Genomic DNA, 26,734 nt, shown 5'->3' with positions numbered 1-26,734 from the left:
AGCTAGCTTCCGGCGTAACGCGCCGTCACCAGCTTGAGATCGAAAGTCTCTTTCTCGGTGAGCCAGCGGATGTCCTTGCTCGCCGTCATCGCCTGCATGATGGACGGCGAAACGCCCATCCGCGTCATGTAGTCGAGGATGATGCCGGTGGTCTTCTGGGTGTCCGCGACGAGATCACGATCCAAATCGCCACCTTTCGGCACCTCCGTGCTGAACTGGTGGACGCCGTAAACGGAGCGCGGCATCGCCTCACGAATTTTACCGCCGGCATACACAATCACGCATGCGCTGGCGCAATAGGACGGCTGCGCGCGACCTTGCGCATCCACTTTTCCTACGACAGTCGTCAGTCCTCGCGACCGGATGATTTCGCCCATGATGAACGCCTGATCGAGCCTGCCGCCCGGCGACGACAGAAATACGGTATCGCCCGCGGTGAGCCTGGCTCCGTCGAGTTTTTCTCGGAACCAGCTCGCGGCGGCGGCTCCGATTTTCCCCTCGATGGCCAGCGCGTTGCGGCCATCCGCTCGCACCAGTGATGAGGTCATGCTGGGAGAGAAATACAGGTCTTTCCAATAAGCCCACGCCGACGGCGACGAGAGGTCCTGATAAGCCTGAACGCCGTACAGGGCGAACAGCACAACCGCGAGCAAAATGGAGAACAACGGGCCCCGGTTCCGCGAACGCGGCCTGCCAGGCTGTTGTGGAGCAACCGGAGGTTCTCCCCACGGTCGCGCCGGGCTTTCGGTTGGTCGCCCCGGTTCGCGGTCGTTGCTGGAGTTCATCGCCAATCCAATGTCGGCGTTTCTACCGGGTCGCTTAAACCAGCCGGCTCTGAACCATCGCCGCCTGCACGAACGACGCGAACAGCGGATGCGGTTCGAACGGGCGCGATTTCAGTTCGGGGTGGTACTGCACCCCGATGAACCACGGATGATCCTCGTACTCGACGATCTCCGGAAGCACGCCGTCCGGCGACATGCCCGAGAAGCGCAGGCCGTGCTGTTCGAGGCGATCCTTGTAGGCGGTGTTGACCTCGTAACGGTGACGATGCCGCTCTGAAATTTCAAGCGCACCACCGTAGACTTCCGAGACGCGGCTGCCTTTCTTAAGCGCGGCAGGATAAGCGCCGAGCCGCATGGTGCCCCCGAGATCGCCAGCTTTGCTCCGCTTTTCGAGTTCATTGCCGCGCAGCCACTCGGTCATCAGGCCGACCAGCGGTTCTTTCGTCGGACCGAACTCGGTGGAGTTGGCATCCTCGATGCCGACGAGATTACGCGCGGCCTCGATTACCGCCATCTGCATGCCGAAGCAAATGCCGAAATACGGCACGTCGCGCTCGCGGGCGAACCGCGCCGCCTTGATCTTGCCCTCAGCACCACGCTGGCCGAATCCGCCCGGCACCAGAATGCCGTTGACGTGTTCGAGGAACGGCGCGGGATCTTCGTTCTCGAAGACCTCACTTTCGATCCAGTCGAGATTGACCTTCACCTTGTTGGCGATGCCGCCGTGCGACAACGCCTCTATTAGCGATTTGTAGGCGTCCTTCATGCCGGTGTACTTGCCGACAATAGCAATCGTCACCTGGCCTTCGGGATTGCGGACCCGCTCGTTGATGACGTGCCAGCTTTCCAGCTTGGGCGGCTTGATATCGACGATGCCGAACGCGGCCAGCACTTCGTCGTCGAGACCGGCGGCGTGATAGGCCTCGGGCACCGCGTAAATGTTGTCGACGTCGCGCGCCTCGATCACGGCGGATTCGCGGACGTTGCAGAACAGCGCCAGCTTGCGGCGCTCTTCCTTCGGAATCTCCCGATCGGTCCGGCACAGCAGAATGTCGGGCTGGATGCCGATGGAGCGCAGTTCCTTGACCGAGTGCTGGGTCGGCTTGGTCTTCAGCTCGCCGGCACTTGGGATGTACGGCAAAAGCGTCAGGTGAATGTAGATGACCTCGCCGCGCGGCAGGTCGTTCTTGACCTGACGGATCGCCTCGAAGAACGGCAAGCCCTCAATGTCGCCAACCGTGCCACCGACTTCGCAGAGTACGAAGTCATAGCCCTCATTGCCGCCGAGGATGAACTCCTTGATGGCGTTGGTGACGTGCGGAATCACCTGCACGGTTGCGCCGAGATAATCGCCTCGGCGTTCCTTGTTCAGGATGTCCTGATAGATGCGCCCGGTGGTGATGTTGTCCTGCTTGGTGGCGGGACGGCCGGTGAAGCGCTCGTAGTGCCCGAGATCGAGATCGGTCTCGGCGCCGTCATCGGTCACGAACACTTCGCCGTGCTGATACGGCGACATCGTTCCGGGGTCGAGATTGAGATAGGGATCGAGCTTGCGAAGGCGGACCTTGTAGCCTCGCGATTGCAGCACCGCGCCGAGCGCCGCTGAAGCCAGACCCTTGCCGAGCGAGGAAACCACGCCGCCGGTGATGAAAATATACCGCGTCATGGGACTCTACCTTTAACTCCGCCGGTGTGATTCGCAAAACTAAACCCACGCGCACGCCGATAAATCGCGACGCTGTGGGTGACTTCGATATGTGAGTTCAGTCAGGGACTTGGAAGGCAACGCTAAGACTTGCAGGCAGGCGGCTTACGCATGGCTGCAAGTCGTGTCGCGACAACAACACTACTTCGACTGCGGTGCCTGCGGAGCGGACGGCGCTTCAGGCTTCTTGAGAGAATCCAGCAAACCACCCGCAGGTGCGGCCGGAGCGCCAGGCTGCGAGATCGGCGCCGGGCTGGTGTTGAGGATCGATGCAGGCTTGCGGTCATAGCTCGCGAGCCAGGACAGAAACAAGCTGGTGACGAAGAAGCCTGCCGCCAGAATGGCCGTCGTGCGGGTCAGCAAATTGGTCGTGCCGCGGCTGGACATGAAACCGCCGCCACCGCCTCCGCCGACACCGAGGCCGCCGCCTTCCGAGCGCTGCAACAGCACGACGCCGATCAGCGACGCGACGATCATGAGATGGATGACGATAATGACAGTCTGCATCGTTACCTTCCGTCACAAGCCTCGAACGCCGGAAACCGGCCCTAACGATGCTTGCGGGGGTTGAAGTTGCGCGGTCTGTACACGATTGCAGGGGTCATTGTCACCCCCGACAGACCGCTTCTCGACCATGGGATTTAGGGGCACGCAGCCGCAATCGCAAGGAAATCAGCGGCTTTCAGGCTGGCTCCTCCGACCAGCGCCCCGTCGACATTGGCAACAGCCATCAATTCGGCGGCGTTCGACGGCTTTACGGAACCCCCGTAGAGAATCCGGACGGACTCGCCCTCGCCCTTGAACCTGTCTTTCAGTTTGGTCCGGATAAACCCATGGACTTCCTCGACATCTTTGGTTGTCGGGGTCCGGCCGGTTCCAATGGCCCACACCGGCTCATAGGCGACCACCAGATTGGCCGCGGTAGCCCCGTCCGGCAGCGATCCGGCAAGCTGACGTCCGACCACATCGAGCGCCTGTCCGGCATCGCGCTCGGCCTGCGTTTCGCCGACGCAGACGATGGCGACAACGCCCGCCCGCCGGGCCGCCTCCGCCTTCCGGCGGACCAGCGCATCGCTCTCGTGATGATCGGTGCGGCGTTCGGAATGGCCCACGATGATCGCGGTTGCTCCGGCATCCGCCAGCATCTCGGCTGAAATATCGCCGGTATGAGCGCCGGATGGCGCGGGATGACAATCCTGTGCGCCAATTGCGACTTTCGATCCGATTACCGCCGCCGCCGACGTAAACAGCAGTGTCGCGGGAGGACAGATCAGAAGATCGGCCTTGCGCCACACATCCCCGGCACCCTGCGCGATGGCCCCAAGCTCGTTCATCGAGGCTTTAAGGCCGTTCATCTTCCAATTCCCGGCGATCAGAGGGCGGCGCGTGTCGGTCATCGTTGATCTCACCCGGTGGTTGGTTTGTAATTGGCCGATCTGCGCTACCAGAGGGCTTCCACAGAAGCCAGTTCCATTGCCCGGTTTCCACATCGCGGGCGGCGCAAGCCGTTAACCGCGCCGAAGCGTCGCCGTCACCATGGTTGCTAGGGAACCGGCACCCCTTTATATGTTGGCGAAACAACGCGGTAATGCCTCTGCGGCGGGCCGCCCCCATCCCCTGAACATCAAGTTGGACCCATGCTCCGAGGAATGCGCAAAGCCTCATCGAATTGGCTCGGCAAGACGGTGATGTCCGTCCTGTTCGGCGTGCTGATCATCAGTTTCGGTGTCTGGGGTATCGCCGACATCTTCAAGGGATTCGGGCAATCGAGTCTCGCCAAGATAGGCAGCACCGAGATCACCACCGAACAGTTCCGGAATCTGTTCACCGACAAGGTTCAGCAGATCGGACGCCGGTTCGGCCGGCCGCTGACCATGGAGCAGGCGCGCAACTTCGGCCTCGACCGCCAGGTGCTTCAGGAGGTCATCTCCGACGCCGCGCTGGACGAGACCGCGCGCCGCATGGGCCTCGGCCAGTCGGACGCCGATATCGTGCGCGCCATCTCAACCGATCCGACCTTCAAGGGGCTCGACGGCAAATTCGATCATGAGCGGTTCGTGCAGACGATCCGCCAGGCCGGCTACACCGAGCAGCGGTTCATTGCCGAGCAGCGCCGCGTGGCGATGCGCCGCCAGCTCACGGGCACGATCGTTGCGGGCCTGGAGCCGCCGAAGACCCAGGTCGAGGCGCTGGTCCGTTTCCAGAACGAGCAGCGCTCCGCCAGCTACGTCAAACTGGCCGCCGCTCAGGCGGGTGCCATCGCTCCGCCCTCATCCGAAGCGCTGGCGACGTATTTCGACGAACGCAAGCAACTGTTCAGGGCGCCGGAGTACCGCAAGATCGCGGTACTCACCTTGACGCCGGACGAACTCGCCAAGTGGATCACTGTCTCCGACGACGACGCGAAGAAGGTCTTCGAACAGCGCCGCGAGCGGTATGCGACGCCTGAGAAGCGTCAGGTGTTCCAGATTCCGTTCCCGAACGCCGACGAAGCCAAGGCGGCAAGCGAGCGCATCAAAGCCGGAACCTCATTCGAGGATATCGCCAAGGAGCGCAAGCTGACCACGGCCGACACCGACCTCGGCAATGTGGCGAAGGCATCGATCGGTGATTCCGCCATCGCGGACGCCGCATTTGCTCTCGCGCCGGACACCGTAAGCCAGCCGGTCAAGGGCGCCCTCATCACGGCGCTGCTGAAAGTCACGAAAGTCGAGCCCGGCACCAATCCGAGCTATGAGAGCGTCGCACCGGCGATCAAGCGCGAGATCGCGCTGGAGCGTGCGCGGGCCCAGATGCAGGACCTGCACAACAAGATCGAGGACGAGCGCGGCGGCGGATCGAATATCGCCGAGGCCGCCCAGAAGCTCGGGCTCAAGGCGACCACGATCGAAGCCATCGATCGTTCGGGCCGCGGACCGGACGGCAAGCCGGTGGCCGGTTTGCCGCAAGGCGTCGATATCGTCGCGCCCGCGTTTGCCAGCAATATCGGCGTCGAGAACGAGCCGGTGCAGTACAACGGCGGCGAACTGTGGTTTGACGTCCTCGGCGTGACGCCGTCGCGCGACCGGACGCTGGACGAAGTGAAGGATCAGGTCGAAGCGCGCTGGCGCGACGAACAGATCTCGACCCGCCTGCGCGCCAAGGCCACCGAGATTGTCGGAAAGCTGGAAAAGGGCGCAACGCTCGAGGCAGAGGCGTCCGCTGCGGGGCTCAAGGTTGAGACGGCGAAGCTGTTCAAGCGTGACACTGACGCCAAGGTTATTCCCGAGCGGCTGGTGACTGCTGCCTTCCGCACGCCGAAGGACGGCATCGGCCAGACCGAAGGCGGCGGCGGCAGCGAGTGGATCGTGTTCAAGGTCACCGACATTGTCGTGCCGCCGGTCGATCTTGCATCCGAGGATGTGAAGAAACTGACCGACAGCCTCCGCCGCGCGGAGATGGAAGAGCAGCTCACCGCCTATATCGCAAAGCTCGAAACCGATATCGGCGTCACGATCAACCAGAATGCGTTTGCCGTGGCCACCGGCGCGGCCTCGGCTCAGTGACATGGACGACCTGAAAGCCATTATCGGAAAGGTCGCCACCGGCGCGGCCCTGTCGCGTGACGAGGCGGCGGCGGCGTTCGACCGCATGATGTCCGGCGAAGCGACACCCTCGCAGATGGGTGCCCTGCTGATGGGCCTGCGCGTGCGCGGCGAAACCGTCGACGAAATCACCGGCGCGGTTTCGGCGATGCGCGCCAAGATGCTGACTGTGAAAGCGCCCGCCGATGCGGTCGACATTGTCGGCACCGGCGGTGACGGATCGGGATCGGTCAATGTCTCGACCTGCGCGTCGTTCATTCTCGCCGGCGCGGGCGTCCCGGTCGCGAAGCACGGCAACCGCGCGCTGTCGTCGAAATCGGGCGCTGCCGACGCGCTGGCGGCGCTCGGCGTCAACATCAACATCAGCCCTGAGCAGGTGGGCCGCTGCATCGCCGAGGCCGGTATCGGTTTCATGTTCGCGCCGACGCATCATCCCGCGATGAAGAACGTCGGCCCCACCCGCGTTGAGCTCGCCACCCGCACGATCTTCAACCTGCTCGGACCGCTGTCCAATCCAGCCGGCGTCAAGCGGCAGATGGTCGGCGTGTTCTCGAAGCATTGGGTCGAGCCGCTGGCGCAGGTGCTGAAGAATCTCGGCGCGGAATCGGTATGGGTCGTACACGGCTCCGACGGCCTCGATGAGATCACCCTCACCGGCCCGACCTTCGTCGCAGCGCTGGAGAAGGGCAACATCCGCACGTTCGAAGTCACGCCCGAAGACGGCGGACTGCCGCGCGCCACAAGCGCGGACCTGAAGGGCGGCGATGCGCAGGCCAACGCCAAGGCGCTCCGCGACGTGCTGGAAGGCAAGCAGAACGCCTACCGCAACGTCGCGCTGCTGAACGCGGCGGCTGCACTCGTGGTTGCCGGCAAGGCCAAGGATCTCAAGGAAGGCGTTGCGCTCGGCACCAAGGCGCTGGACACTGGTGCAGCGGCGGACAGGCTCAAGCGCCTTATCGCCGTTTCCAATGCTTGAGGAGCAACTCCCCTTGTCGGACATCCTCGATAAAATCGAAACCTACAAGCGCGAGGAAATCGCCGCGGCCAAGCGCGCGCTTCCATTCGCCGAGGTCGAGGCACGCGCCAAGGCTGCGCCCGCGCCGCGCGGTTTCGTCAACGCCATCCGTGCAAAGATCGCGCGCGGCGAGTATGCGCTGATTGCGGAGATCAAGAAGGCCTCGCCATCGAAGGGGCTCATTCGCGCCGACTTCGATCCTCCGGCGCTGGCAAAGGCTTATGAAGCAGGCGGCGCAGCGTGTCTCTCGGTGCTGACCGATACACCATCGTTCCAGGGCTCGCTCGCATTCATGGTCACCGCGCGCACCGCGGTTTCGCTGCCGGTGCTGCGCAAGGACTTCATGTACGACACCTACCAGGTGGCTGAAGCGCGCGCGCATGGCGCTGACTGTATCCTCATCATCATGGCCGCGCTCGATGACGCGGCGGCCAAAGACATCGAAGATGCCGCCTTCGCGCACGGCATGGACGTGCTGCTGGAGGTTCACAATCGCGAAGAACTGGACCGCGCCTTGAAGCTTCGCTCAAAGCTGCTCGGCGTGAACAACCGCAATCTGCGCACCTTCGAGACGACGCTGGCTACCAGCGAAGAACTCGCACCGCTGATCCCGAAGGATCGCATCATCGTCGGCGAAAGCGGCATCTTCACACCGGACGATCTGGCGCGCCTCGCCAAGGTCGGCTTCTCCACATTCCTCGTCGGCGAAAGCCTGATGCGGCAGGCCGATGTGACGGCCGCAACCCGCGCGCTGCTCGCGCGCGGCGATAAATCCCTGGATGTCGTCCCGGCGCAGGCCGGGACCCATAACCACCGTGCCCTGTGACAATGGCTGATCGCCGCTCCAGACATTCAACCGATGACTCAGGGGATATGGGTCCCCGCTTTCGCGGGGACGACATCTGAAATGGCGAAGCGGACAAAGCAACTCACCCATATCGACGCCAGGGGCGAAGCGCGCATGGTGGACGTTTCCGCCAAGCCGGACACCGAGCGTGTGGCGGTGGCCGAAGGCCGCGTCATCATGACCCGCAAGACGCTTGATCTGATCGTCAAGGGCAATGCCGCCAAGGGCGATGTGCTCGGCACCGCGCGCGTGGCCGGCATCATGGCGGCGAAACGCACCTCCGATCTCATTCCGCTCTGTCATCCGCTGGCGCTCGCGAAAGTCACGCTCGACATCACGCCCGATACCAAACTGCCTGGCTGCCGCGTGCGCGCAACCGTGAAGGTCAAAGGACCGACCGGCGTCGAGATGGAAGCGCTCACCGCCGTGTCGGTGGCGTGCCTGACCATCTACGACATGGTGAAGGCCGTGGAGCGCGGCATCCAGATCGAAGCCATTCGCCTGGTCGAGAAAAAAGGCGGAAAGTCCGGTCATTATCTGGCCGATTACTGAGGAGCGTCCGATGGCGCTGATGCCCGTCGCCGAGGCCTATGCCGCCGTCCTCAAGGACGCCGGCGCCCTTCCCGAGGAAACGGTCGAACTCAACGACGCCTTTCATCGCACGCTGTCCCGCGACGTCGCGGCGCTCCGCACCCAGCCGCCCGTCGCGCTGTCGGCGATGGATGGATACGCGGTCCGCGCAGCGGATGCCGCGCCGGGGGCACGGCTGAAGGTGATCGGCGAAGTCGCCGCCGGCCGGCCCTTCAATCAAACCATCGGCGCCGGACAAGCCGCGCGCATCTTCACCGGCGGTGTCATTCCCGGCGGTGTGGATGCCGTCGTCATTCAGGAAGACACCACACGCGACGGCGACATTGTGATCGTCAACGAGACCATCACGACGGGAAGAAACATCCGCCCCGCCGGCATCGATTTCCGCGAAGGCGACGTGCTGTTACCGCGCGGCACCCTGCTCAATGACCGCGCGCTGGCGCTGGCGGCCGCCATGAACCATCCACGATTGCCGGTGCATCGCCGTCCGAAAATCGCAATCCTCGCCACCGGCGACGAACTGGTTCCTCCGGGCACGACGCCCGGCCCCGGACAGATCGTCCACAGCAACGTCTTCGCACTGGCGGCGCTGGCGCGCAGCGAAGGCGCCGATGTGGCTGAACTCGGCATCGCGCGCGACACGCTCGAAGACACCTCCGGCGGGATTCGGCGCGCCCGCGATCTCGGCGCGGATGTCCTCATCACCACTGGCGGCGCGTCGGTCGGCGACCACGATCTGGTTCAGGCCGCGCTGAAAGCCGAGGGCTTCGACATGGCCTTCTGGAAGATTGCGCTCCGTCCCGGCAAGCCGATGATGAACGGGCGGCTGGGGGCGATGCGTGTACTCGGTCTGCCGGGAAATCCGGTGTCGTCTTACGTCTGCGCCTTCCTGTTTCTGGTACCGCTGATCCGTTCCCTCTCGGGGCGAACGATGGTCGACCATCCGCTCGAACATGCCCTGCTTGGGCGCGAACTGCCCGCCAACGACAAGCGGCAGGACTACCTGCGGGCGCGGCTCGCACCCGGCGGCGACGGCATGCCCGTCGCCACCTCGGTGGGCGCCCAGGACAGTTCGCTGGTTGCGAATCTCGCCGCGGCCAACGCGCTGATCGTCCGGCCGCCGCATGCCCCAGCCGCTCCTGCCGGCTCGCCCTGCACGATCCTCCGGCTGCCAAACTGACAATCGCGTTTCCAATCGCCGTTCGTTGACGTGAAATTAAGGGGTTGCGGAACACATATGGAACAGATAGTGTTCGTTCATGATTTGTTTCGAGTGACTCGCAACTCCTGAGTGTCCCCTTCCATTCTTTCGCAGTGGGGATCCAGAGAGGCGCGGCTTCGGCTCAAACTCGAGCTTCTAGGGATCGGGGACCTATTCAGATGCTGACACGCAAACAGTACGAGCTTCTGCGCTTCATCAACGAGCGGCTCAAGGAAGCTGGTGTTCCACCCTCCTTCGACGAAATGAAGGATGCGCTGGACCTGCGGTCGAAATCCGGCATCCACCGGCTCATCACCGCGCTTGAAGAGCGCGGCTTCATCCGCAGGCTCGCCAATCGCGCCCGCGCGATCGAGGTCATCAAACTTCCCGAACTCGGCGTCAATCCAGGCGGCGCCCGCCGCGGCTTCACTCCGAGCGTCATCGAAGGCAACCTCGGAAAGGTCCGCACGAACACTTCCGGCGGTCCCGACGAAGATGCCAGCTTCCCGGTCTCCGTGCCGGTCATGGGCCGGATCGCGGCAGGTACGCCGATCGAAGCGTTGCAGACCCGCAGCCACACCATCAACGTGCCGCCCGACATGCTCGGGTCCGGCGAACATTACGCCCTTGAGGTGCGTGGCGACTCCATGGTGGAAGCCGGCATTCTCGACGGCGACACCGTGCTGATCCAGCGCAACGAGACCGCCGACACCGGCGACATCGTGGTCGCGCTGATCGACGAGGAAGAAGCCACCTTGAAGCGCTTCCGGCGACGCGGCGCGTCCATCGCGCTGGAGCCTGCCAACGCGGCCTACGAGGTTCGTATCCTGCCGCCCAACCGTGTGCGGATTCAGGGCAAGCTGATCGGGCTTGTTCGCAAATACTGAGTTCGTCTCAAAATCAATCATCCGGCCGGAGATCGCTTTCCGCCGGTGTGGCATCAACGGGCTGCGCCGGACGGTTTGGCCGGCCAGCGGGTGCTTCAAGCTCATTCTCCACATTCGCCGGCGACCACGGACGATCCACGCCGCGCGGACGGTTGGCTGTGATCGCGTGACCCTCGGTGGTTTTGCGTAAGGCAAGCGTCCCTCGCCTGCCAAGCATCTCCTGATCCAGCACCATGGCCGCGCAGTCAGCCGGCGGCTGCCGCAGCGTCACGATGACGGCAGCCCGCGCGCAGTCGTCCATGAATCCTTCCGGTTTCAGGGTCAGCGCAACGGTCGATCCATCCGCAGCCTGCACCACGCATCCGGATGCGTCGCACGAGACGCCATCGGTCAGCGACGCGTCGGTTGCCTTGCGCATGTCAGCGTCGGCTGAGAGCCATTCGCGCGACAGGAACACATCCTTTCCGGTGCGCATCAGACGCAGCTTGCCGTCCTTCCCTCGCACGGCGACGGTGTGACCGTCTCCTGCCACAAGGATATCCGGCTGCGGCGTGGTCAGCGCCCAGATCGTTGCGAATGCAATGAGCCCTGCTCCCGCCCATCGCAATGGCGTCCGCAACAAACCGAGCGCAATGATGCCCGCGCTCATCAAAGCCAATGGGCCGGTGCCGAAGGCTGCGATCTGGCCGATGGCGCCGGGCAGCGCCGCGACCCACTGCGACACCGCAACCATCCAGCCGATGCCGACATCCATCAGCCGCCAGAACACGCCGTCGAAGCCAAACGGCATAGCGAGCAGTCCGAGAAGTCCAGCCGGCATCACCAGCACCGAGACCACCGGCATCGCCGCGAGATTGGCCAGCACGCCATAAGGCGTCACGCGATGAAAATGAAACGCCGCATACGGCATGGTCGCGAATCCGGCCACCAGCGACGCCAGCGCCAGCATGATGATCTCACGCCCACCCCACAGCGCCGCGCGCGCCACCCGCGAGTTGTCGGGCGAGGCGAACAGGTTCGGCATGCCTATCTGGATCAGCGTCACGAGACCCAGCGTCGCAGCGAACGACATCTGGAAACTCGGGTGGACCAATGCTTCCGGTGCGATCAGCAGCACGATCATCGCCGCGACCGCGAGTGTGCGAAACGTAATCGCGCGCCGGTCGACCATCACCGCGATCAGCACCACTGCCGTCATGAAGAACGAGCGCTGCGTGGCGACCTCCGCGCCCGACAGCAACAGATAGAACGCCGCGGCGAGCAGCGCCGCGACCGCCGACCATTTCTTGATCGGAAACGTCACGGTGAGCGCGGGAAACAGCGCAAGCAGCGCGCGCACCGCGAAAAACACCACGCCTGCCACCACCGCCATGTGATAGCCGGAGATCGACAGCACGTGGCCAAGCCCGGAAATGAACATCGCATCGTTGACCGGCGCGGAAATCGCGTCGCGCCGCCCCGTCAGCAGCGCCGTCGCAATGGCGCGGTTGTCTCCGCTGACTACGCTGCGAATCCGCGCGTCGATGGCATCGCGCATGCCCTGCATCGTGGCGGCATAACGCAGATACGTGCCGCCACCGCGCGGAGCCTCGACGGTCTTGATCGCCCCCATCGCGAATCCTGACGCCCCGATGCCCTGAAAGTACATGTCGCGTCCGAAGTCGTAGCTTCCCGGACGCAGCGGCGAGAGCGGCGGCAACAGCCGCGCCTTCAGTTCGACGAAGCTGCCGACCGCAGGCGCGGTCCCCTTTTTAACCGACAGCCGCACACGCTCGAGCTTGATCCCGCCACGCGGAGACTCCATCTCCTCGACCCGCAGTACGAAGCGGTCAGTGCGTTCGCGCTCGTCACGGGTCTCGACGAAACCCTTCATCGTCACCGAGAACATCGGGCGCGCCAGCACGCCATGGGCGACACGCGCGGTCTTCAGCGTGGCTGCCGCGAATCCTGCCGCCAGCGCGGCCAGCATCACCATCAAGGGAAAGACGCGGCTGCGCCGCGCGACGAATGCCGCGGCACAGAGCGCAAATGCCGTCGCAGCGGTAACCGATGCGACAGGCTCGCGGTCTGCCGCGAAATAGATCGCAATCCCCGCGCCGAACGCGACCGGCACCCATGGCAGCAACCGGCCCGGTCCGGCTTCCGCGGCGACCCAGTTCCGGAGCTTCCCGGTCAGAAACGCCGCTAGACCGTCGGTGATATCTGGGATCCCGGCGCGCACGGCGCTGCGCGGCGGCCAAGCAACAGCTCGGCCGATGGCACGCCCCGCCCGGCCTTGGGATCTCTCTTGGGATCGCTCCCGGTCCTCGCCCCCGCCCGCCATCGCGCCGCTCCGGCATCGCTTCGGTGATGCTAGCGGAAGCGATCAGGCTGAACAGCGGAACGGATACGGAATATGCAAGACTCTTGCTATCAGCCCCCGGCCGAGACCTTGGCCCAGGTATCGCGCAATCCGACGGTGCGGTTGAAGACCAGTTTGCCCGGCGCCGAGTCCTTGTCACGGCAGAAGTATCCCTGCCGCTCGAACTGCATCGCGCCATCGAAGTTGTCGCTCGCCAGCGCGGGCTCCAGCATCCCGGTGACGGTTTCGAGCGACTGCGGATTGATCTGCGCGGCGAAGTTCGCAGCCTCCGGCTGCGGTGTCGTGAACAGCAGATTGTAAAGCCGCACTTCCGCCGGCACCGCTTCCGCCGCGCTCACCCAGTGGATCGTCGCCTTCACCTTGCGTCCATCAGGCGCGTTGCCGCCTTTGGTTGCCGGATCGTAGGTGCAGCGCAGTTCAACGACCTCCCCCGCCGCGTTCTTGATGACATCGCGGCAGGTGATGAAATAGCCGTAGCGCAGCCGCACTTCGCGGCCCGGCGCCATGCGGAAGAACTTCTTCGGCGGCTCCTCCATGAAATCGTCGCGTTCGATGTAGAGTTCGCGGCCGAACGGAATCTGCCGTGTTCCCTGCGACGGGTCATCGGGATGGTTGACGGCTTCGAGCGCCTCACTCTGCCCTTCGGGATAGTTCTCGATCACCACCTTGAGCGGATTGAGTACGGCCATGCGCCGCGGCGCGGTCTTGTTCAGCACCTCGCGCACCACGAAATCGAACATGCCGAGATCGACGGTGCTGTTGGATTTGGCAACGCCTATGCGTTTGACGAATTCGCGCAGTGCTTCCGCCGGAATGCCGCGCCGCTGCAAACCCGCAAGTGTCGGCATGCGCGGGTCGTCCCAGCCGGACACGTGACCGCCGCGCACAAGCTCGGTGAGCACGCGCTTGGACAGCAGCGTGTAGGTCACGTTGAGCCGGGCAAACTCATACTGATGCGGACGCGACGGCACCGGCAGGTTTTCAAGACACCAATCGTAGAGCGGACGGTGATCCTCGAATTCCAGCGTGCAGATCGAATGCGTGATGTGCTCGATCGCGTCGGACTGGCCGTGCGCGAAATCGTAGCTCGGATAGATGCTCCACGCGTCGCCCGTGCGCGGATGATGCGCGTGCAGAATGCGATACAGCACCGGATCGCGCAGATTGATGTTGCCCGATGTCATATCGATTTTCGCACGCAGCACGCGCGCGCCGTTCGGGAATTCACCCGCGCGCATGCGGGTGAACAGGTCGAGATTTTCCTCCACCGGGCGGTCGCGGAACGGGCTGTTCTGTCCGGGCTCGGTCAGGGTTCCGCGAGTCAGCCGGATCTCCTCCTGCGTCTGGTCGTCGACATAGGCCTTGCCGGCGCGGATCAGATGCTGCGCCCAGGCATAGAGCTGCTCGAAATAGTCCGATGCAAAATGAAGATGCTCGCCCCAGTCGAAGCCGAGCCAGCGCACATCGCGTTCAATCGCGTTGATATATTCCTGTTCTTCCTTGGTCGGATTGGTGTCGTCGAACCGCAGATGGCAGCGCCCGCCGAACTCCTCGGCGATGCCGAAGTTCAGGCAGATCGATTTGGCATGGCCAAGATGCAGGTACCCGTTGGGCTCTGGCGGAAAGCGGGTCACCACGCCTTTCTCCCGCCCCGAAGCCAGGTCCTCGGCAACAATATCGCGGATGAAGTCGCGGCCCGCGGCCGAAGGCGATTCGTCAGTCATTGGTACCCTTTCAAGCCAGTGTGGCGGTTCGCAAGTCCGCATCATTTCGCAGCACGTCCTTTGCGGACTTGCGAACAGAAGCCACCCTGGAATCATAAATTCCAATGTCCTTTTGAATCCGACGTTCGCTACGGAAGATGCCGCGAAATGAGGCGAACTTCGGATTCAGGACATTGGCCCTATGTGCCAAATCCGGGAGGCCGCGCCAAGGGCTGCCCGGCGCCCGCCGGACCGGGGTTTTACGCTGGCGAGGCCCGCGTCCGGGCACCGGGAAGCGTCTTAATTCCCTGTAATTCGTGCTGAGACAGTGTGCATTTGTTGTGATAAACGCCCGCCGATAACCGCTCCAGAGATCGATCGAACCGCCTGAAATGACTGAAACTGTCGTTACCCGCTTTGCGCCGTCCCCGACCGGCTTCCTCCATATCGGCGGCGCGCGCACCGCGCTGTTCAACTGGCTGTATGCGCGCAAGCGCGGCGGCAAGATGCTGCTGAGGATTGAGGATACCGACCGCGAGCGTTCAACCGACGCCGCCATCGAGGCCATCCTCGACGGGCTGAAATGGCTCGGTATCGAATGGGATGACGAAACGGTCTATCAGTTCACCCGCGCCGCGCGGCATCGTGAAGTCGCCGAGCAGTTGCTCGCCGAAGGCAAGGCCTACCGGTGCTACGCGACGGCTGACGAACTGACGCAGATGCGCGAGGCCGCCAAGGCCGAGGGCCGCGCGATCCGTTACGACGGCCGCTGGCGTGACCGCGATCCCTCCGAGGCGCCAGCCGGCGCCAAGCCTGTCATCCGGCTCCGTGCGCCTCAGACCGGCGAAACAGTGATCGAGGATCAGGTTCAGGGCCGCGTGGTCTGGCAGAACGAGAATCTCGACGACCTCGTGCTGCTGCGCTCGGATGGTAACCCGACCTACATGCTCGCCGTGGTCGTGGACGATCACGACATGGGCGTGACCCATGTCATTCGCGGCGACGACCATCTGATCAACGCGGCGCGGCAGAAGCATATCTATGACGCGCTCGGCTGGACCGTTCCGGTGATGGCTCACATTCCACTGATCCACGGTCCCGACGGCTCGAAACTTTCCAAACGGCATGGCGCGCTAGGCGTCGATGCTTATCGCGCCAAGGGGTATCTGCCGGAGGCGCTGCGGAACTATCTGGTGCGGCTCGGCTGGAGCCACGGCGATCAGGAAATCTTCTCGACCGAGGAGATGATCCGGGAATTCGACTTGCCGGCCATCGGACGCTCCGCTGCGCGGTTCGATTTTGCTAAGCTCGAAAATCTCAACGGCCATTACATTCGCAACGCCGACGACAAGGCGCTGCTGGCGAGCTTCGAGGACGTGCTCCAGTTCAGTTCCGAGGGCGCGGCCATCCAGGCCAAGCTGAACGACACGACCCGCGCCCAATTGCTGGCCGCCATGCCCGGCCTGAAAGAGCGCGCCAAGACCCTCCTCGAGCTGGTCGAGAGTTCCAATTTTATCTTTGCCGACCGCCCGCTCCAGATGGAGCCCAAGGCCGTAGCCGTACTCACGCCCGAGACGCGAAAACTGATCGGGGAACTTCGCTCTGCCCTGGAAGCCGTCAATCCCTGGACCGCCGAGACCGCCGAGACCGCCATGCGAACCTTTGCCGAAGCAAAGAACCTCAAACTCGGGGCGATCGCACAGCCGTTACGTGTCGCCTTGACCGGGCGGACCACCTCCCCCGGGATTTTCGACGTTTTGGCCGTGCTCGGGCGGCAAACCTGCCTGGAACGCCTGCAGGATCAGGCTTCCGGCCCCCGGTAGCCGAGCGCAACGCTGCCCAAACTTTGGGTGCAGCCTACCTATCTTGCAGCGCACACAGCAATAAGCTACCCATTCGGGCCACACTTCTGGAATAAAGCGCTTATGTCCCCATATGGCCGTAAGCGTCACTCGCCCTGAGCAACACCTACCGGGGACTTCACGATGGATGCAAAGACCAACACCAAAAAAGCAACGCTGACGGTCGAAGGGAAGACCGTCGATTTCCCGGTTTTGTCCGGCACTGTCGGACCTGATGTCATCGACATCAGCAAGCTCTACGCCCAGACCGGGATGTTCACGTATGACCCGGGCTTCACATCAACGGGCAGCTGTGAATCCAAAATCACCTACATCGATGGCGACGAAGGTATCTTGCTGTACCGCGGCTATCCGATCGAACAGCTCGCCGAGAAGGGCGATTTCCTCGAAACCTGCTACCTGCTGCTGTACGGCGAACTGCCGACCAAGGCCCAGAAGGAAGATTTCGACAACCGCGTGACCAATCATACGATGGTGCATGAGCAGGTCGCTCGCTTCTTCCAGGGCTTCCGCCGCGACGCTCACCCGATGGCCGTCATGGTGGCCTCGGTCGGCGCACTCGCCGCATTCTATCACGACTCGACCGATATCAACGATCCGCACCAGCGGATGGTCGCGTCGATACGGATGATCGCAAAGATCCCGACGCTGGCTGCGATGGCCTTCAAGTACAACATCGGTCAGCCCTTCGTGTATCCGAAGAACTCGCTCGATTTCGCTTCGAATTTCCTGCGCATGTGCTTCGCGGTGCCGTGCGAGGATTACAAGGTAAATCCAGTGATGGCGGAAGCGCTGGACAAGATCTTCATCCTTCACGCCGACCACGAGCAGAACGCATCGACATCCACGGTGCGCATCGCCGGCTCGTCGGGCGCCAATCCGTTCGCCTGCATCGCCGCCGGCATCGCCTGCCTGTGGGGACCTGCCCATGGTGGCGCCAACGAAGCAGCATTGCAAATGCTGGCCGAGATCGGCACCGTCGACAAGATTCCCGAGTTCATCGCCAAGGTGAAGGACAAGAACAGCACCGTCCGCCTGATGGGCTTCGGCCACCGCGTCTACAAGAATTACGATCCGCGCGCGAAGATCATGCAGCAGATGTGTCACAAGGTGCTGGCGGAAACCGGCCACCAGAACGACCCGCTGCTCCACGTCGCCATGGAACTCGAGAAGATCGCGCTGAGCGACGAATACTTCATCCAGCGCAAGCTTTATCCGAACGTCGATTTCTATTCAGGCATTACCCTGAAGGCGATGGGCTTCCCGACCTCGATGTTCACCGTGCTGTTCGCGGTCGCACGCACGGTCGGCTGGATCAGCCAGTGGAGCGAGATGATCCAGGATCCGCAGCAGAAGATCGGCCGTCCGCGCCAGCTCTATTCCGGCGCGACGTCCCGCGATTATGTCGGGATCGACAAGCGCAAGTAAGCGCGGCGTTATTCTCAGCAAAAAGGCCGGTGCATCGCACCGGCCTTTTTCGTTGCAGCGATCGCGAGATATCAGCGCAGCATCGCGATGACGTTGTCCGCCGCGAGTTCGCTGGGCCGCTTGCCGCCCGTGAACATGATCTCTTCCAGCCGGGCGAACGCATCCAGTTGCCGTTGCCGCGCCGGAGTGTCTTCAAGAACATCCCGCAAAGCAGGCGCAAGATTCTCCGCCGTGAAATCCTGTTGCAGGAATTCCGGAATCACATTCTCGCCGAGAATAAGATTCGCCAGAATGATCGACGAGGTCTGGATCACGCGCCGCGCGATGAAGGCCTCGATTTCGGTAACCCGATAGGCCGTCACCATGGGCACACCGGACAGCGCCAGTTCGAGCGTCACGGTCCCCGACTTCGCCAGCGCTGCGCGCGCGCTTCTGAATGCAGCCTTCTTCTCGCTGTCGCTGACGACGATCCGTGGTTGCACTGGCCAATCCGCAGCAGCGGCGCGGACGCTCTCCAGCAACCCAGGCACCGTCGGCAGCACCGGCTCGAACGCGATGCCCTGCGCGCGCAACAGGCGCAGCGTGTCGCCGAAGATCGCCATGTTACGTTTGATCTCGCTGCGGCGGCTTCCGGGCAGCACCAGAAGCAGCGGCGGCGCGGCTGACCGGCGCGCCAGTTCCCCCGTATCCGGCCGCAACGTATCGAGTTCATCCAGCAAAGGGTGGCCGACATAGATACACGGCGGACCACCCAGCTTGCGATGGACTTCAGGCTCGAATGGCAGAACGGCCAGAAGCCGGTCGACATAGGCACGCATCTTCCGCGCACGTCCCGGCCGCCAGACCCAAACCGTCGGCGACACGTAATCGACAATCGGGATCGATGGATCGCGGGCCCGGACACGCCGGGCGACGCGATGGGTGAAATCCGGGCTGTCGATGATAACCAGAACGTCAGGCCGCTGCTTCAGTATCTCGTTCGCCGTCTCGCGAATACGCCGCAGGATCATGGGAAGGCGCTTCGGAATCGCCGCAAGACCGATGATCGACAACTCATCGGTGGGAAACAACGATGGCACGCCCTGCTCGGCCATGTGGCGGCCGCCCACCCCGACGATCTTCGCCGCCGGTCCAAGCCGTGCGCGCAAAGCCTTGATCAGGCCCGAGCCGAGCCGGTCGCCTGATTCCTCAGCCGCGATCAGGAAAACCGTCGGGGACCTGCGCGCATCACTCTCGCCCGCGCTCACAGCGGCAATCCCGTGATGAAGAGTCCGGCCTGATCGGCCTTCGCGGTCATCACATCTGCCTCGGCGACAAGCGTGTGCCCGGCGACAATACCAATGCCAGCCAACCCGGCGGCAATCGCACCCTCAATGGTCCTGGGACCAAGTGTCGGAAGATCGAAACGTAAATCCTGTTGCGCCTTGGGCGTTTTGACCAGCACGCCGCGGCCCGGCCTTGCCCGGATTCTTTTCTCGGCGCGTAGTCGCATCACCCGTGCCAGAAGTCCGTCGGTGCCCTCGATGTCTTCCACAGCAACAACATGGCCGTCGATCACGACCACGCCCTGGCCGACGTCGAAGGGGCTGATCGCCCGCATCAGTTCACGCCCCTTGGCGATGTCCGCGATGGCCTCGGCATCGGGTGTGCGGCGTGTGAGGCTGCCTTCCGGCATCAGCAGCTCGGGCGCAACATCCTTGATGCCGACGACACGAATTCCATGGCGCTCGAAGATGCGGCTGACACCCGTCAGCAGATGATCGTCACCGCCGCGCAGCGCCGCCGCTATCGCCGGGATGGCCCGCAGCGTGCCCCAGTCGAGACGGATCTCGGACAGCGCGGGCCTGACCAGGCCGCCGATGAAGACGATGTCGCGGCATCCCTCGGAGCGCATCAGCCGCGTCAGCCGGCCGACCTGACCGAGCGCGACCCAGTGATGGGGATATTGCGCGACACGCTCGGGGTCGCAAAAGCCGCGGATTGCGAACAGGAACGGTGCGATCCCCCGCGCCCGCAGCAACTCCGCGACCGAAAACGGCAGCACTCCGCTTCCCGCAACGATGCCAACTGTCGAAGACAATGCGGGAGCTGTCATCATCGCTGTTCGAGGTGAGCGCGCTCGGAGGGTTTGTTCGGGTTATTGTGCGCCATGCAGAGCGGGCGCTTGTCCCCTTCATCGATAAAGGTCAAAATTTCCGAGATAGCAGGATCGGCATTTCCCATCGGCCGTAACGCCTCAAGCCGCTCCGCGAAGATGCCGCCGCCATGAAACAGCTGCTGGTAGAAGTCGCGCACCACCTTCAGGCGCGAGTGTGTGAAGCCACGGCGGCGCATGCCGACGACATTCATGCCTTCAAGATGCGCGAACTGGCCGCTCGCAAGTCCGTATGGAATGACATCGTGCCTCAATCCGGAAACGCCGCCGATCATGGCCTGATGTCCGATCCGGACAAATTGATGGGCTGCCGACAGGCCGCCGAAATAAACGAAATCGCCGATCTCGCAATGGCCGCCCAGGGTCGCGCTGTTGGCAAAGATCACATTGTCGCCGACAATGCAGTCGTGGCCGATATGCGAATACGCCATGAAGAAGCCGCGCTTGCCGACGCGCGTCTTGCCGCCACCTTTGACCGTGCCGACATTCATGGTCACGCTTTCGCGGATGATACAGCCCTCGCCGATATCGAGCGTTGTCGGCTCATCGCGGTAGCCCAGATCCTGCGGCGCCCCGCCGAGCGATGCGAACGGAAACACCGTGCAGCCGGCGCCAAGAGTCGTGTGGCCGCCGATGTTGACATGAGCATGCAGCTTGCAGTCCGGGCCGATCGTCACGTTCGATCCCACGATGCAGTAAGGCCCGATCGAGACGCCGTCGCCGATCACGGCTCCGTCCTCAATTCGCGCCGTTGGATCGATCTTGCTCATCAGCCCCCTCTTGTCTGCAACCCTTTCGCTCAGCCGAAAACCGGACCGCGCAGACGATACGACACTTTTATAACGAACCCGATCCGCCATCCCGGATGAAAGATGGCGCGATCGTGGTCATGAATTGTTACGCATGATGACAAGGCACGTCAGTCGGCCAGCATCGCACCGACGTCGGCCTGCGCGACGATCTCACCGTTGACCTTGGCGTCGCCGTGAAACCACCACATGTCCCGCCGCCGCGTGACCAGCTTCATATGATAGTGGATGATGTCGCCGGGGCCCGTCGGCTTGCGAAACTTGCACTTGTCGATAGTCAGGAAATACACCGCCGTCGGCCGGTTCGTCTCCGTCGACAGCATGCCGATCACGCCAGCGGTCTGCGCCATGCCTTCGATCATCAGTACGCCCGGAAAAATCGGACGGTTCGGGAAATGTCCCTGAAATACCGGTTCGTTGACCGACACGTTCTTGATGCCGATGCCGCTGAAGTCCTTGCGGATGTCGATCACCCGGTCGATCAGCAGCATGGGATAGCGGTGCGGCAGCGTCTTCAGGATCTGCCCGATGTCCACGGCCTCGATGGTGATTGGTGCCTGCTCGTCCATTATGTCTGTTCCCCGTCGCCCGAACCGGACGGCTTCGATTTCAACTTCGCGGTGCCTTCCCGGCCGAGACGCTCCACCTCGAACAGTTCGCGGAAGAACTGCTTGATCGGCTTGGCCGGTGACCCGCCCCAGCGCGCGCCAGGCGGCACTTCGCCGACGACGCTGCTTCGTGCCGCGATCTGCGCGCCGTCGCCGATGGTGGCGTGATCGCTCACGCCGATGCGCGCGGCAAGGACCACGCCGTCACCCAGCGTCGAGCTGCCGGCGATCCCGCTCTGGCTGACCACGACACAGTTGCGGCCGATGACGACGTTGTGGCCGATCTGGACGAGGTTGTCGATCTTGCTGCCCTCGCCGATAACGGTGTCATTGAGCGCGCCCCGGTCGATGGTGCAGCCCGCGCCGATCTCGACCCCGTGCTGGATGATGACCCGCCCGGCCTGCGGCACCTTCAGATGTCCCTTCGCACCCATCAGGTATCCGAATCCATCCTGGCCGATCCGGCAGCCGGGATGGATGATGACCTCGTTCCCGATCAGCGCACACAGAACCGACGCGTTCGCGCCGATATTGCAATCCCGGCCGATCCGGACACCCGCCCCGATCACCGCGCCTGACCCGATCACGGTCCCCGACCCGATTTCGACGTCCGGTCCGATCACCGCCAGCGGATCGACGATGACATCGTCCTCGAGATACGCCGATGGATGCACCACGGCGCCCGCCGCGACCCCGCTGTTGTCGAACCACGACGTGGGCCGCAACGTACCGGGATAGAGGGCGCGCATGGCCGCGACAAAGGCCTTATAGGGCTCCGCGACGCGCAGAACCGCGACATGCGGGGGAACGCGGCCCTCCAGCCGCTCGTTTACCAGACAGGCGCCAGCGTGCGTCTGCTCAAGCTGAGCGGTGTATTTCTTGTTTTCGCAGAACGTCAGATGACCGGGCCCCGCCCGATCCAGTGACGCCACTCCCGCAATGACCCTCCCGGCACGCGATTCATCGGCCAGCTGGGCTCCGGTCAACGCGGCAAGGTCTGCCAGCGTCACTGGTGAAGGACGTTTAAAGAATGTCCTCTGCGTCATTCGATCCGCCGCGGTCAGGGAAATGCACTTTCCCGCGACTCGAACTCCGGACCGCAGAAGGAAAATGCCTGCAACAAAACAGTCGAGCGGGTCCCAACCGGATGGCTGGAACCCGCTATTTCGAAGTGCGAGCTCGTTAAGAGCTCAGAATGACGTGCCGCCACCGAACCGGAATTCCTGAGTCCGGTCGTTTGCACCCTTGGTCAGCGGGATCGCATAATCGAAGCGCAGCGGTCCGAAAGGCGACTGCCAGATCAGACCGACACCGACCGAGGTACGGATCAAGCCGTTGTCGCCGCCGACGGTCAGGCACTGATTTTGCGCGTTCTGCAGAGCAGAGCCGTTACACGAGCCCACAAGGGAGGTCGCTCCCTGATAGTCGAACAGCGAGCCGGCGTCAGCATAGACCGCACCCTTCAGACCGATTTCCTTGGGCAGGAACCAGAACGGCATTTGCAATTCAGCCGAAGCGCCCCAGTACTTGGTGCCACCAAGAGCGTCGTTGTACGTGCCGACCGTGATATCGCGCGGACCGATGCCGACCGGCGCGAAGCCGCGGACGAGATTCGGACCCATCTGGAAGTGATCGAGCATGCGGATGCCCTTGCCGGTGTCGGTCAAAACACCGCCCTGCAAGCGCAGCACACCAACAATGTCAGACACGATCGGCGTGTAAAGCTTCACGTCGCCAACCGTCTTCAGGTAGCTCACATCGCCGCCAACGCCCGCAAAGTCCTGATTCAGCGTCGCAAGGATACCGCTGGTAGGCTCCTTGTTGTTGTCGAGCGTGTTGTAGGCCAGCGTGTAACCCAGCGCCGAAGTTACGACGGCCCCCTTGGCAAGTCCCTGCTTCACAGCGACCGAAGCTTCGCCGTCTGCAAAACAGTTGTTGGTAGCGGAGAAGTCGGCGCCCCCGCTGGGATTGGTTACCGATCCACCAGCGTTAAGGTACGCAGGCGTCGGATAATATGCCGCGCCGGGGAAGTTATTACAGTTCGTCAGATACGCCGGCAGCGTGATTTCCTGCCGCGAGATCGAATAGCGCAGTTGCAGATTCAAATCTTCGCGCAGCTGGAAGCCGAGGCGCGGGCTGAAGCCGATCGATTTCGAATCATAAGACACGTAGTTCGAAGCGAGCTGCTTGCGCTGATAGAAGTCGAGGCCCAGCGCGACTCGGTAGCCCAGCAGATAAGGTTCGACGAACGACAGCTGATAGCCCTGCGTGCGCTGGCCGTATTGCACGGACGCCTTCGCATACAGGCCGCGGCCCAGCAGGTTGCGCTCCGAGACGCTGACCTCGCCGAGGAAGCCGTCCGCGGTCGAATAGCCGCCGGACACCGAGAAGTCGCCGGTCGATTTCTCTTCGAGATCGACGTTCAGCACCACGCGGTCGGATGACGAGCCTGGCTCGGAGTTGACCTTGACGGTCTTGAAGTAGTCGAGATTCTTGAGGCGGCGCTCGGCGCGATCGACCAGCGCACGGTTGTATGCGTCGCCTTCCGAAATATCGAATTCGCGGCGGATAACGTAGTCGCGAGTTCGCGTGTTGCCGCGGACATTGATTCGCTCGATGTAGACGCGCGGGCCTTCGTCGATCGCGAACACGATCGACACGGTATGCGCCTCGAAATTGCGGTCGCCGCGCGGCTTCACCGACGCGAAAGCGTAGCCGCGACGCGACGCTTCGATCGTCATTTCCTCAACTGACTTTTCAACGGCTTCGGCGTTGTAGACCGAGCCGACGCTGACGCGCGAGAGGCTGCGGAATGAATTGCCGTCGAGCGAGGCGATGCTGGACTGGAAGTCGACAGAACCGACACGGTACTGCTGGCCTTCCTCGATCTTGAAGGTGACGAGGAAGCCCTTGCGCTCCGGATCGTACTCGGTCAGCGCGGCGACGATCTGAACGTCGGCGTAGCCGTTCTTGAGGTAGAACCTCCGCAGGATATCGCGGTCGGCCTCGATGCGGTCCGGGTCGTAAGTGTCTGCGGAGCCGAGGAAGCTGAGGAAGTTGGTTTCGCGAGTCTTGATCACGTCCCTCAGACGATAGCCCGAATAAGCCTGATTGCCGACGAAATCGATCGATTTCACGCCGGTCTTCGCGCCTTCGGTGACCTCGAACACGAGATCCACGCGATTGTTCGGCTGCTCGATGATCTTAGGCTCGACCCTGACGTCGTAACGGCCGTTGCGGCGATAGATTTCGGTGATGCGCGCGGTGTCGGACTGAACCATCGCCCGCGACAGGGTTCCGCGTGCCTTGGATTGCACTTCGGCTTGAAGCTGCTCGTCCTTGACCTTCTTGTTGCCTTCGAAGGCGACGCGGCCAATGACGGGGTTTTCGACAACGACGACGACCAACCGGCCGCCGGCCTGGTTGATTTTCACGTCCTGGAACAGGCCGGTCTCGATCAGGGCCTTCAGGCCGTCGTCGATACGCGCGCTGTCGAGGCGCCCGCCGGGACCCGGCTTGAAATACGAACGAATGGTGTCTGCTTCGATCCGGCGGTTCCCTTCCACGCCAATGGAAGCCGCTGTCTGGGCCACAGCCTGCGACGATACGAGCGAAGCCGTCGCAACCGCGACGACCGGCAAAGCAACCATGATCAGGGCAGCGGTCAAACCACCCCGTAGCACTCGCAATCCAACCATCATGCGCCAGGCGCCCTTGTCATTCCAAAGCCGGTCCGTTTCCGGGCCGGGAGATTCCCCAAATATTGCACTGCTTGTAGCCAATTTTGCCTAACGGGCAAACGACCTTTCGCAAGACAATTCCAATTTCCCAACAAGACGTTGCTGATCGGCCACGCCTGTAAAAAAGCCGCAATCAGGACGCGGCCAAATGCAGGATGTCATTGTAGGTCGCGAAGATCATCAGCATCAGCACGAGGGCCAGTCCGACACGGAAACCCAGCTCCTGCGACCGCTCCGACAGGGGCTTTCCCCGCACCGCTTCGACGGCATAGAACAAAAGGTGTCCACCATCGAGCAACGGGACCGGAAACAGGTTGAGAAGGCCGATCGAGACCGAAAGAACCGCAGCAAGGTGAATCAGCGCCGCCAGACCGATGGTGGCGACCTGACCGGATATCTGGGCGATCCGGATCGGACCACCGACCTGATCCGCATTCTCACGGCCGGTGAAGATTCCGCCAATATAGGCCACGGTCCGGTCAACCACGAACCAGGTCTCCTTGATGCCCAGCCAAACAGCGGTCGCGGGATTCACTGGTTTGGTGACGGTATCGCCGGGACCCGTGGCACGGGTGATTCCGAGAATTCCGACCCGGTGGACGTTGCCGAAGGTGTCCTTGATTTCGCGAAGCTGGGGCGTTCCGGTCAGCTTCACGACCTCGTCGCCGCGCTTCACGGTGAAGACCAGCGGCGTGCCCGCCTTGGTGCTCACCAGACGCTGCATGTCGGTGAAGCTTTCGATCGCGTCGCCGTTGATCGCGGTCACGATGTCGCCGGGCTTGAAGCCGGCCGCGGCGGCAGCGCTGTTTTCCTGGATGGAATCGACGCGGGCGGTCTGGCTCGGCTTGCCGAAGAACGTGAAGAGAGCCGCGAAAATGACAATCGCCAGCAGGAAATTCGCAATCGGACCCGCGGCCACAATGGCAGCGCGCGGCCCGACCTTCTTGTGATGGAAACTGACCTTGCGCTCTTCGGCCGTCATGGTCTGGAGCGTGTCGGCGGACGGCGTGCTGGCCTCGGACTCATCGCCGAAGAACTTGACGTAGCCGCCGAGCGGAATCGCCGACAGCTTCCAGCGCGTGCCGTGGCGGTCGTTGAAGCCGAACAGTTCCGGCCCGAAGCCAAGCGAGAATGTTAAGACCTTCACCCCGGCCCAGCGGGCGACGAGGAAATGACCGAGCTCGTGGAAGAAAACAACGATGGTCAGGACAAACAGAAAGGGGATGATGTAGCCGATCAGACCGTGACTCAACGTGTTGAAACCATTCAAGAAAAAATCCACAACCCAATCCCTCGCCTCTGGGCCGTCCGGCCCGGTCCCCAACGCACCTAGTGTCCCAATTCCGAAGTTCGTACCGTTTTCCCGCGCATGCTCAAACGAACTTCGGAATTAAAGGGACACTAGTAACCTTATGATTCTAGTGCGGTTTTAGTTCGCAAATCCGCAAATGA

At 62.8% G+C, this 26,734-nt stretch carries 21 protein-coding genes; 8 read left to right on the top strand and 13 right to left on the bottom strand.

The features are described 5' to 3' along the window. Positions 1 to 2: 2 nt before the first annotated feature. From AC1Q6J_RS11135 to tpiA, 4 genes are all read right to left on the bottom strand, one after another. Positions 3 to 785 (bottom strand): COG3904 family protein, encoded by a 783-nt coding sequence (locus AC1Q6J_RS11135; RefSeq protein WP_492279379.1) that lies wholly within the window; start codon positions 783 to 785, stop codon positions 3 to 5. A gap of 34 nt (positions 786 to 819) precedes the next feature. Continuing rightward, entirely contained in the window at positions 820 to 2,451 is a 1,632-nt protein-coding gene (gene pyrG, locus AC1Q6J_RS11130; protein ID WP_492279378.1) for a CTP synthase, read from the bottom strand. 180 nt (positions 2,452 to 2,631) lie between these two features. Next, on the bottom strand, positions 2,632 to 2,997 hold the full coding sequence (gene secG / locus AC1Q6J_RS11125; RefSeq protein ID WP_492279377.1) for a preprotein translocase subunit SecG: 366 nt from the start codon (positions 2,995 to 2,997) through the stop codon (positions 2,632 to 2,634). 134 nt (positions 2,998 to 3,131) lie between these two features. Beyond that, positions 3,132 to 3,887 (bottom strand): triose-phosphate isomerase, encoded by a 756-nt coding sequence (gene tpiA, locus AC1Q6J_RS11120; protein WP_492279376.1) that lies wholly within the window; start codon positions 3,885 to 3,887, stop codon positions 3,132 to 3,134. 252 nt (positions 3,888 to 4,139) lie between these two features. On the opposite strand from tpiA, the gene AC1Q6J_RS11115 reads away from it, so the two are divergent. The 6 genes from AC1Q6J_RS11115 (at position 4,140) to lexA (ending at position 10,615) form a co-directional block, all read left to right on the top strand. Then, positions 4,140 to 6,035 (top strand): peptidylprolyl isomerase, encoded by a 1,896-nt coding sequence (locus AC1Q6J_RS11115; protein WP_492279375.1) that lies wholly within the window; start codon positions 4,140 to 4,142, stop codon positions 6,033 to 6,035. Between the two features lies 1 nt (position 6,036). After that, positions 6,037 to 7,050 carry an anthranilate phosphoribosyltransferase gene (trpD, locus tag AC1Q6J_RS11110; protein ID WP_492279374.1) on the top strand — a complete coding sequence of 338 codons (1,014 nt, stop codon included), beginning with the start codon at positions 6,037 to 6,039 and terminating at the stop codon, positions 7,048 to 7,050. A 13-nt stretch (positions 7,051 to 7,063) separates the two neighbouring features. After that, entirely contained in the window at positions 7,064 to 7,915 is an 852-nt protein-coding gene (gene trpC, locus AC1Q6J_RS11105) for an indole-3-glycerol phosphate synthase TrpC (RefSeq protein ID WP_492279373.1), read from the top strand. Between the two features lie 81 nt (positions 7,916 to 7,996). Then, positions 7,997 to 8,488 (top strand): cyclic pyranopterin monophosphate synthase MoaC, encoded by a 492-nt coding sequence (moaC, locus tag AC1Q6J_RS11100; RefSeq protein ID WP_492279372.1) that lies wholly within the window; start codon positions 7,997 to 7,999, stop codon positions 8,486 to 8,488. 10 nt (positions 8,489 to 8,498) lie between these two features. Continuing rightward, the gene (locus AC1Q6J_RS11095) at positions 8,499 to 9,707 is read left to right on the top strand and encodes a molybdopterin molybdotransferase MoeA (RefSeq protein WP_492279371.1); all 1,209 of its coding nucleotides are present in this window, start codon (positions 8,499 to 8,501) and stop codon (positions 9,705 to 9,707) included. Positions 9,708 to 9,907: 200 nt separating this feature from the next. Beyond that, positions 9,908 to 10,615 carry a transcriptional repressor LexA gene (gene lexA / locus AC1Q6J_RS11090; protein ID WP_492279370.1) on the top strand — a complete coding sequence of 236 codons (708 nt, stop codon included), beginning with the start codon at positions 9,908 to 9,910 and terminating at the stop codon, positions 10,613 to 10,615. Positions 10,616 to 10,628: 13 nt separating this feature from the next. Here the strand turns inward: lexA and AC1Q6J_RS11085 are convergent, their stop codons facing one another. Further along, entirely contained in the window at positions 10,629 to 12,938 is a 2,310-nt protein-coding gene (locus AC1Q6J_RS11085) for a ComEC/Rec2 family competence protein (RefSeq protein ID WP_492279369.1), read from the bottom strand. An 89-nt stretch (positions 12,939 to 13,027) separates the two neighbouring features. After that, the gene (locus AC1Q6J_RS11080; RefSeq protein ID WP_492279368.1) at positions 13,028 to 14,701 is read right to left on the bottom strand and encodes a glutamine--tRNA ligase/YqeY domain fusion protein; all 1,674 of its coding nucleotides are present in this window, start codon (positions 14,699 to 14,701) and stop codon (positions 13,028 to 13,030) included. A 371-nt stretch (positions 14,702 to 15,072) separates the two neighbouring features. Between AC1Q6J_RS11080 and gltX the strand changes: the two genes are divergently transcribed. Both gltX and gltA read left to right on the top strand, forming a co-directional pair. Beyond that, positions 15,073 to 16,503: a glutamate--tRNA ligase gene (gene gltX / locus AC1Q6J_RS11075; protein WP_492279367.1), complete on the top strand. Its 1,431-nt coding sequence runs from the start codon at positions 15,073 to 15,075 to the stop codon at positions 16,501 to 16,503. A 162-nt stretch (positions 16,504 to 16,665) separates the two neighbouring features. Continuing rightward, positions 16,666 to 17,970 (top strand): citrate synthase, encoded by a 1,305-nt coding sequence (gene gltA / locus AC1Q6J_RS11070; RefSeq protein WP_492279366.1) that lies wholly within the window; start codon positions 16,666 to 16,668, stop codon positions 17,968 to 17,970. A 71-nt stretch (positions 17,971 to 18,041) separates the two neighbouring features. Here gltA and lpxB read toward each other — a convergent pair whose 3' ends face one another. From lpxB to rseP, 7 genes are all read right to left on the bottom strand, one after another. Beyond that, entirely contained in the window at positions 18,042 to 19,217 is a 1,176-nt protein-coding gene (gene lpxB, locus AC1Q6J_RS11065; protein ID WP_492279365.1) for a lipid-A-disaccharide synthase, read from the bottom strand. Beyond that, positions 19,214 to 20,068: an LpxI family protein gene (locus AC1Q6J_RS11060; protein WP_492279364.1), complete on the bottom strand. Its 855-nt coding sequence runs from the start codon at positions 20,066 to 20,068 to the stop codon at positions 19,214 to 19,216. Before AC1Q6J_RS11060 ends, lpxB begins: the two co-directional genes overlap by 4 nt. Then, positions 20,065 to 20,895, bottom strand: a complete 831-nt coding sequence (gene lpxA, locus AC1Q6J_RS11055; protein ID WP_492279363.1) for an acyl-ACP--UDP-N-acetylglucosamine O-acyltransferase — start codon at positions 20,893 to 20,895, stop codon at positions 20,065 to 20,067. The genes AC1Q6J_RS11060 and lpxA overlap by 4 nt, the downstream gene beginning before the upstream one ends. A 149-nt stretch (positions 20,896 to 21,044) precedes the next feature. Beyond that, complete coding sequence (gene fabZ / locus AC1Q6J_RS11050) at positions 21,045 to 21,503, bottom strand: 3-hydroxyacyl-ACP dehydratase FabZ (RefSeq protein WP_006020730.1); 459 nt, start codon at positions 21,501 to 21,503, stop codon at positions 21,045 to 21,047. Next, entirely contained in the window at positions 21,503 to 22,588 is a 1,086-nt protein-coding gene (gene lpxD, locus AC1Q6J_RS11045; protein WP_492279362.1) for a UDP-3-O-(3-hydroxymyristoyl)glucosamine N-acyltransferase, read from the bottom strand. Before lpxD ends, fabZ begins: the two co-directional genes overlap by 1 nt. A gap of 144 nt (positions 22,589 to 22,732) precedes the next feature. Further along, the gene (bamA, locus tag AC1Q6J_RS11040; protein WP_492279361.1) at positions 22,733 to 25,243 is read right to left on the bottom strand and encodes an outer membrane protein assembly factor BamA; all 2,511 of its coding nucleotides are present in this window, start codon (positions 25,241 to 25,243) and stop codon (positions 22,733 to 22,735) included. A gap of 172 nt (positions 25,244 to 25,415) precedes the next feature. Then, positions 25,416 to 26,564: an RIP metalloprotease RseP gene (rseP, locus tag AC1Q6J_RS11035; RefSeq protein ID WP_492279360.1), complete on the bottom strand. Its 1,149-nt coding sequence runs from the start codon at positions 26,562 to 26,564 to the stop codon at positions 25,416 to 25,418. Positions 26,565 to 26,734 lie beyond the last annotated feature (170 nt).

The organism is Afipia sp. MLSD5-FHT05B12, from assembly GCF_058793355.1.
This window is presented reverse-complemented; position numbering and strand designations above follow the sequence as displayed.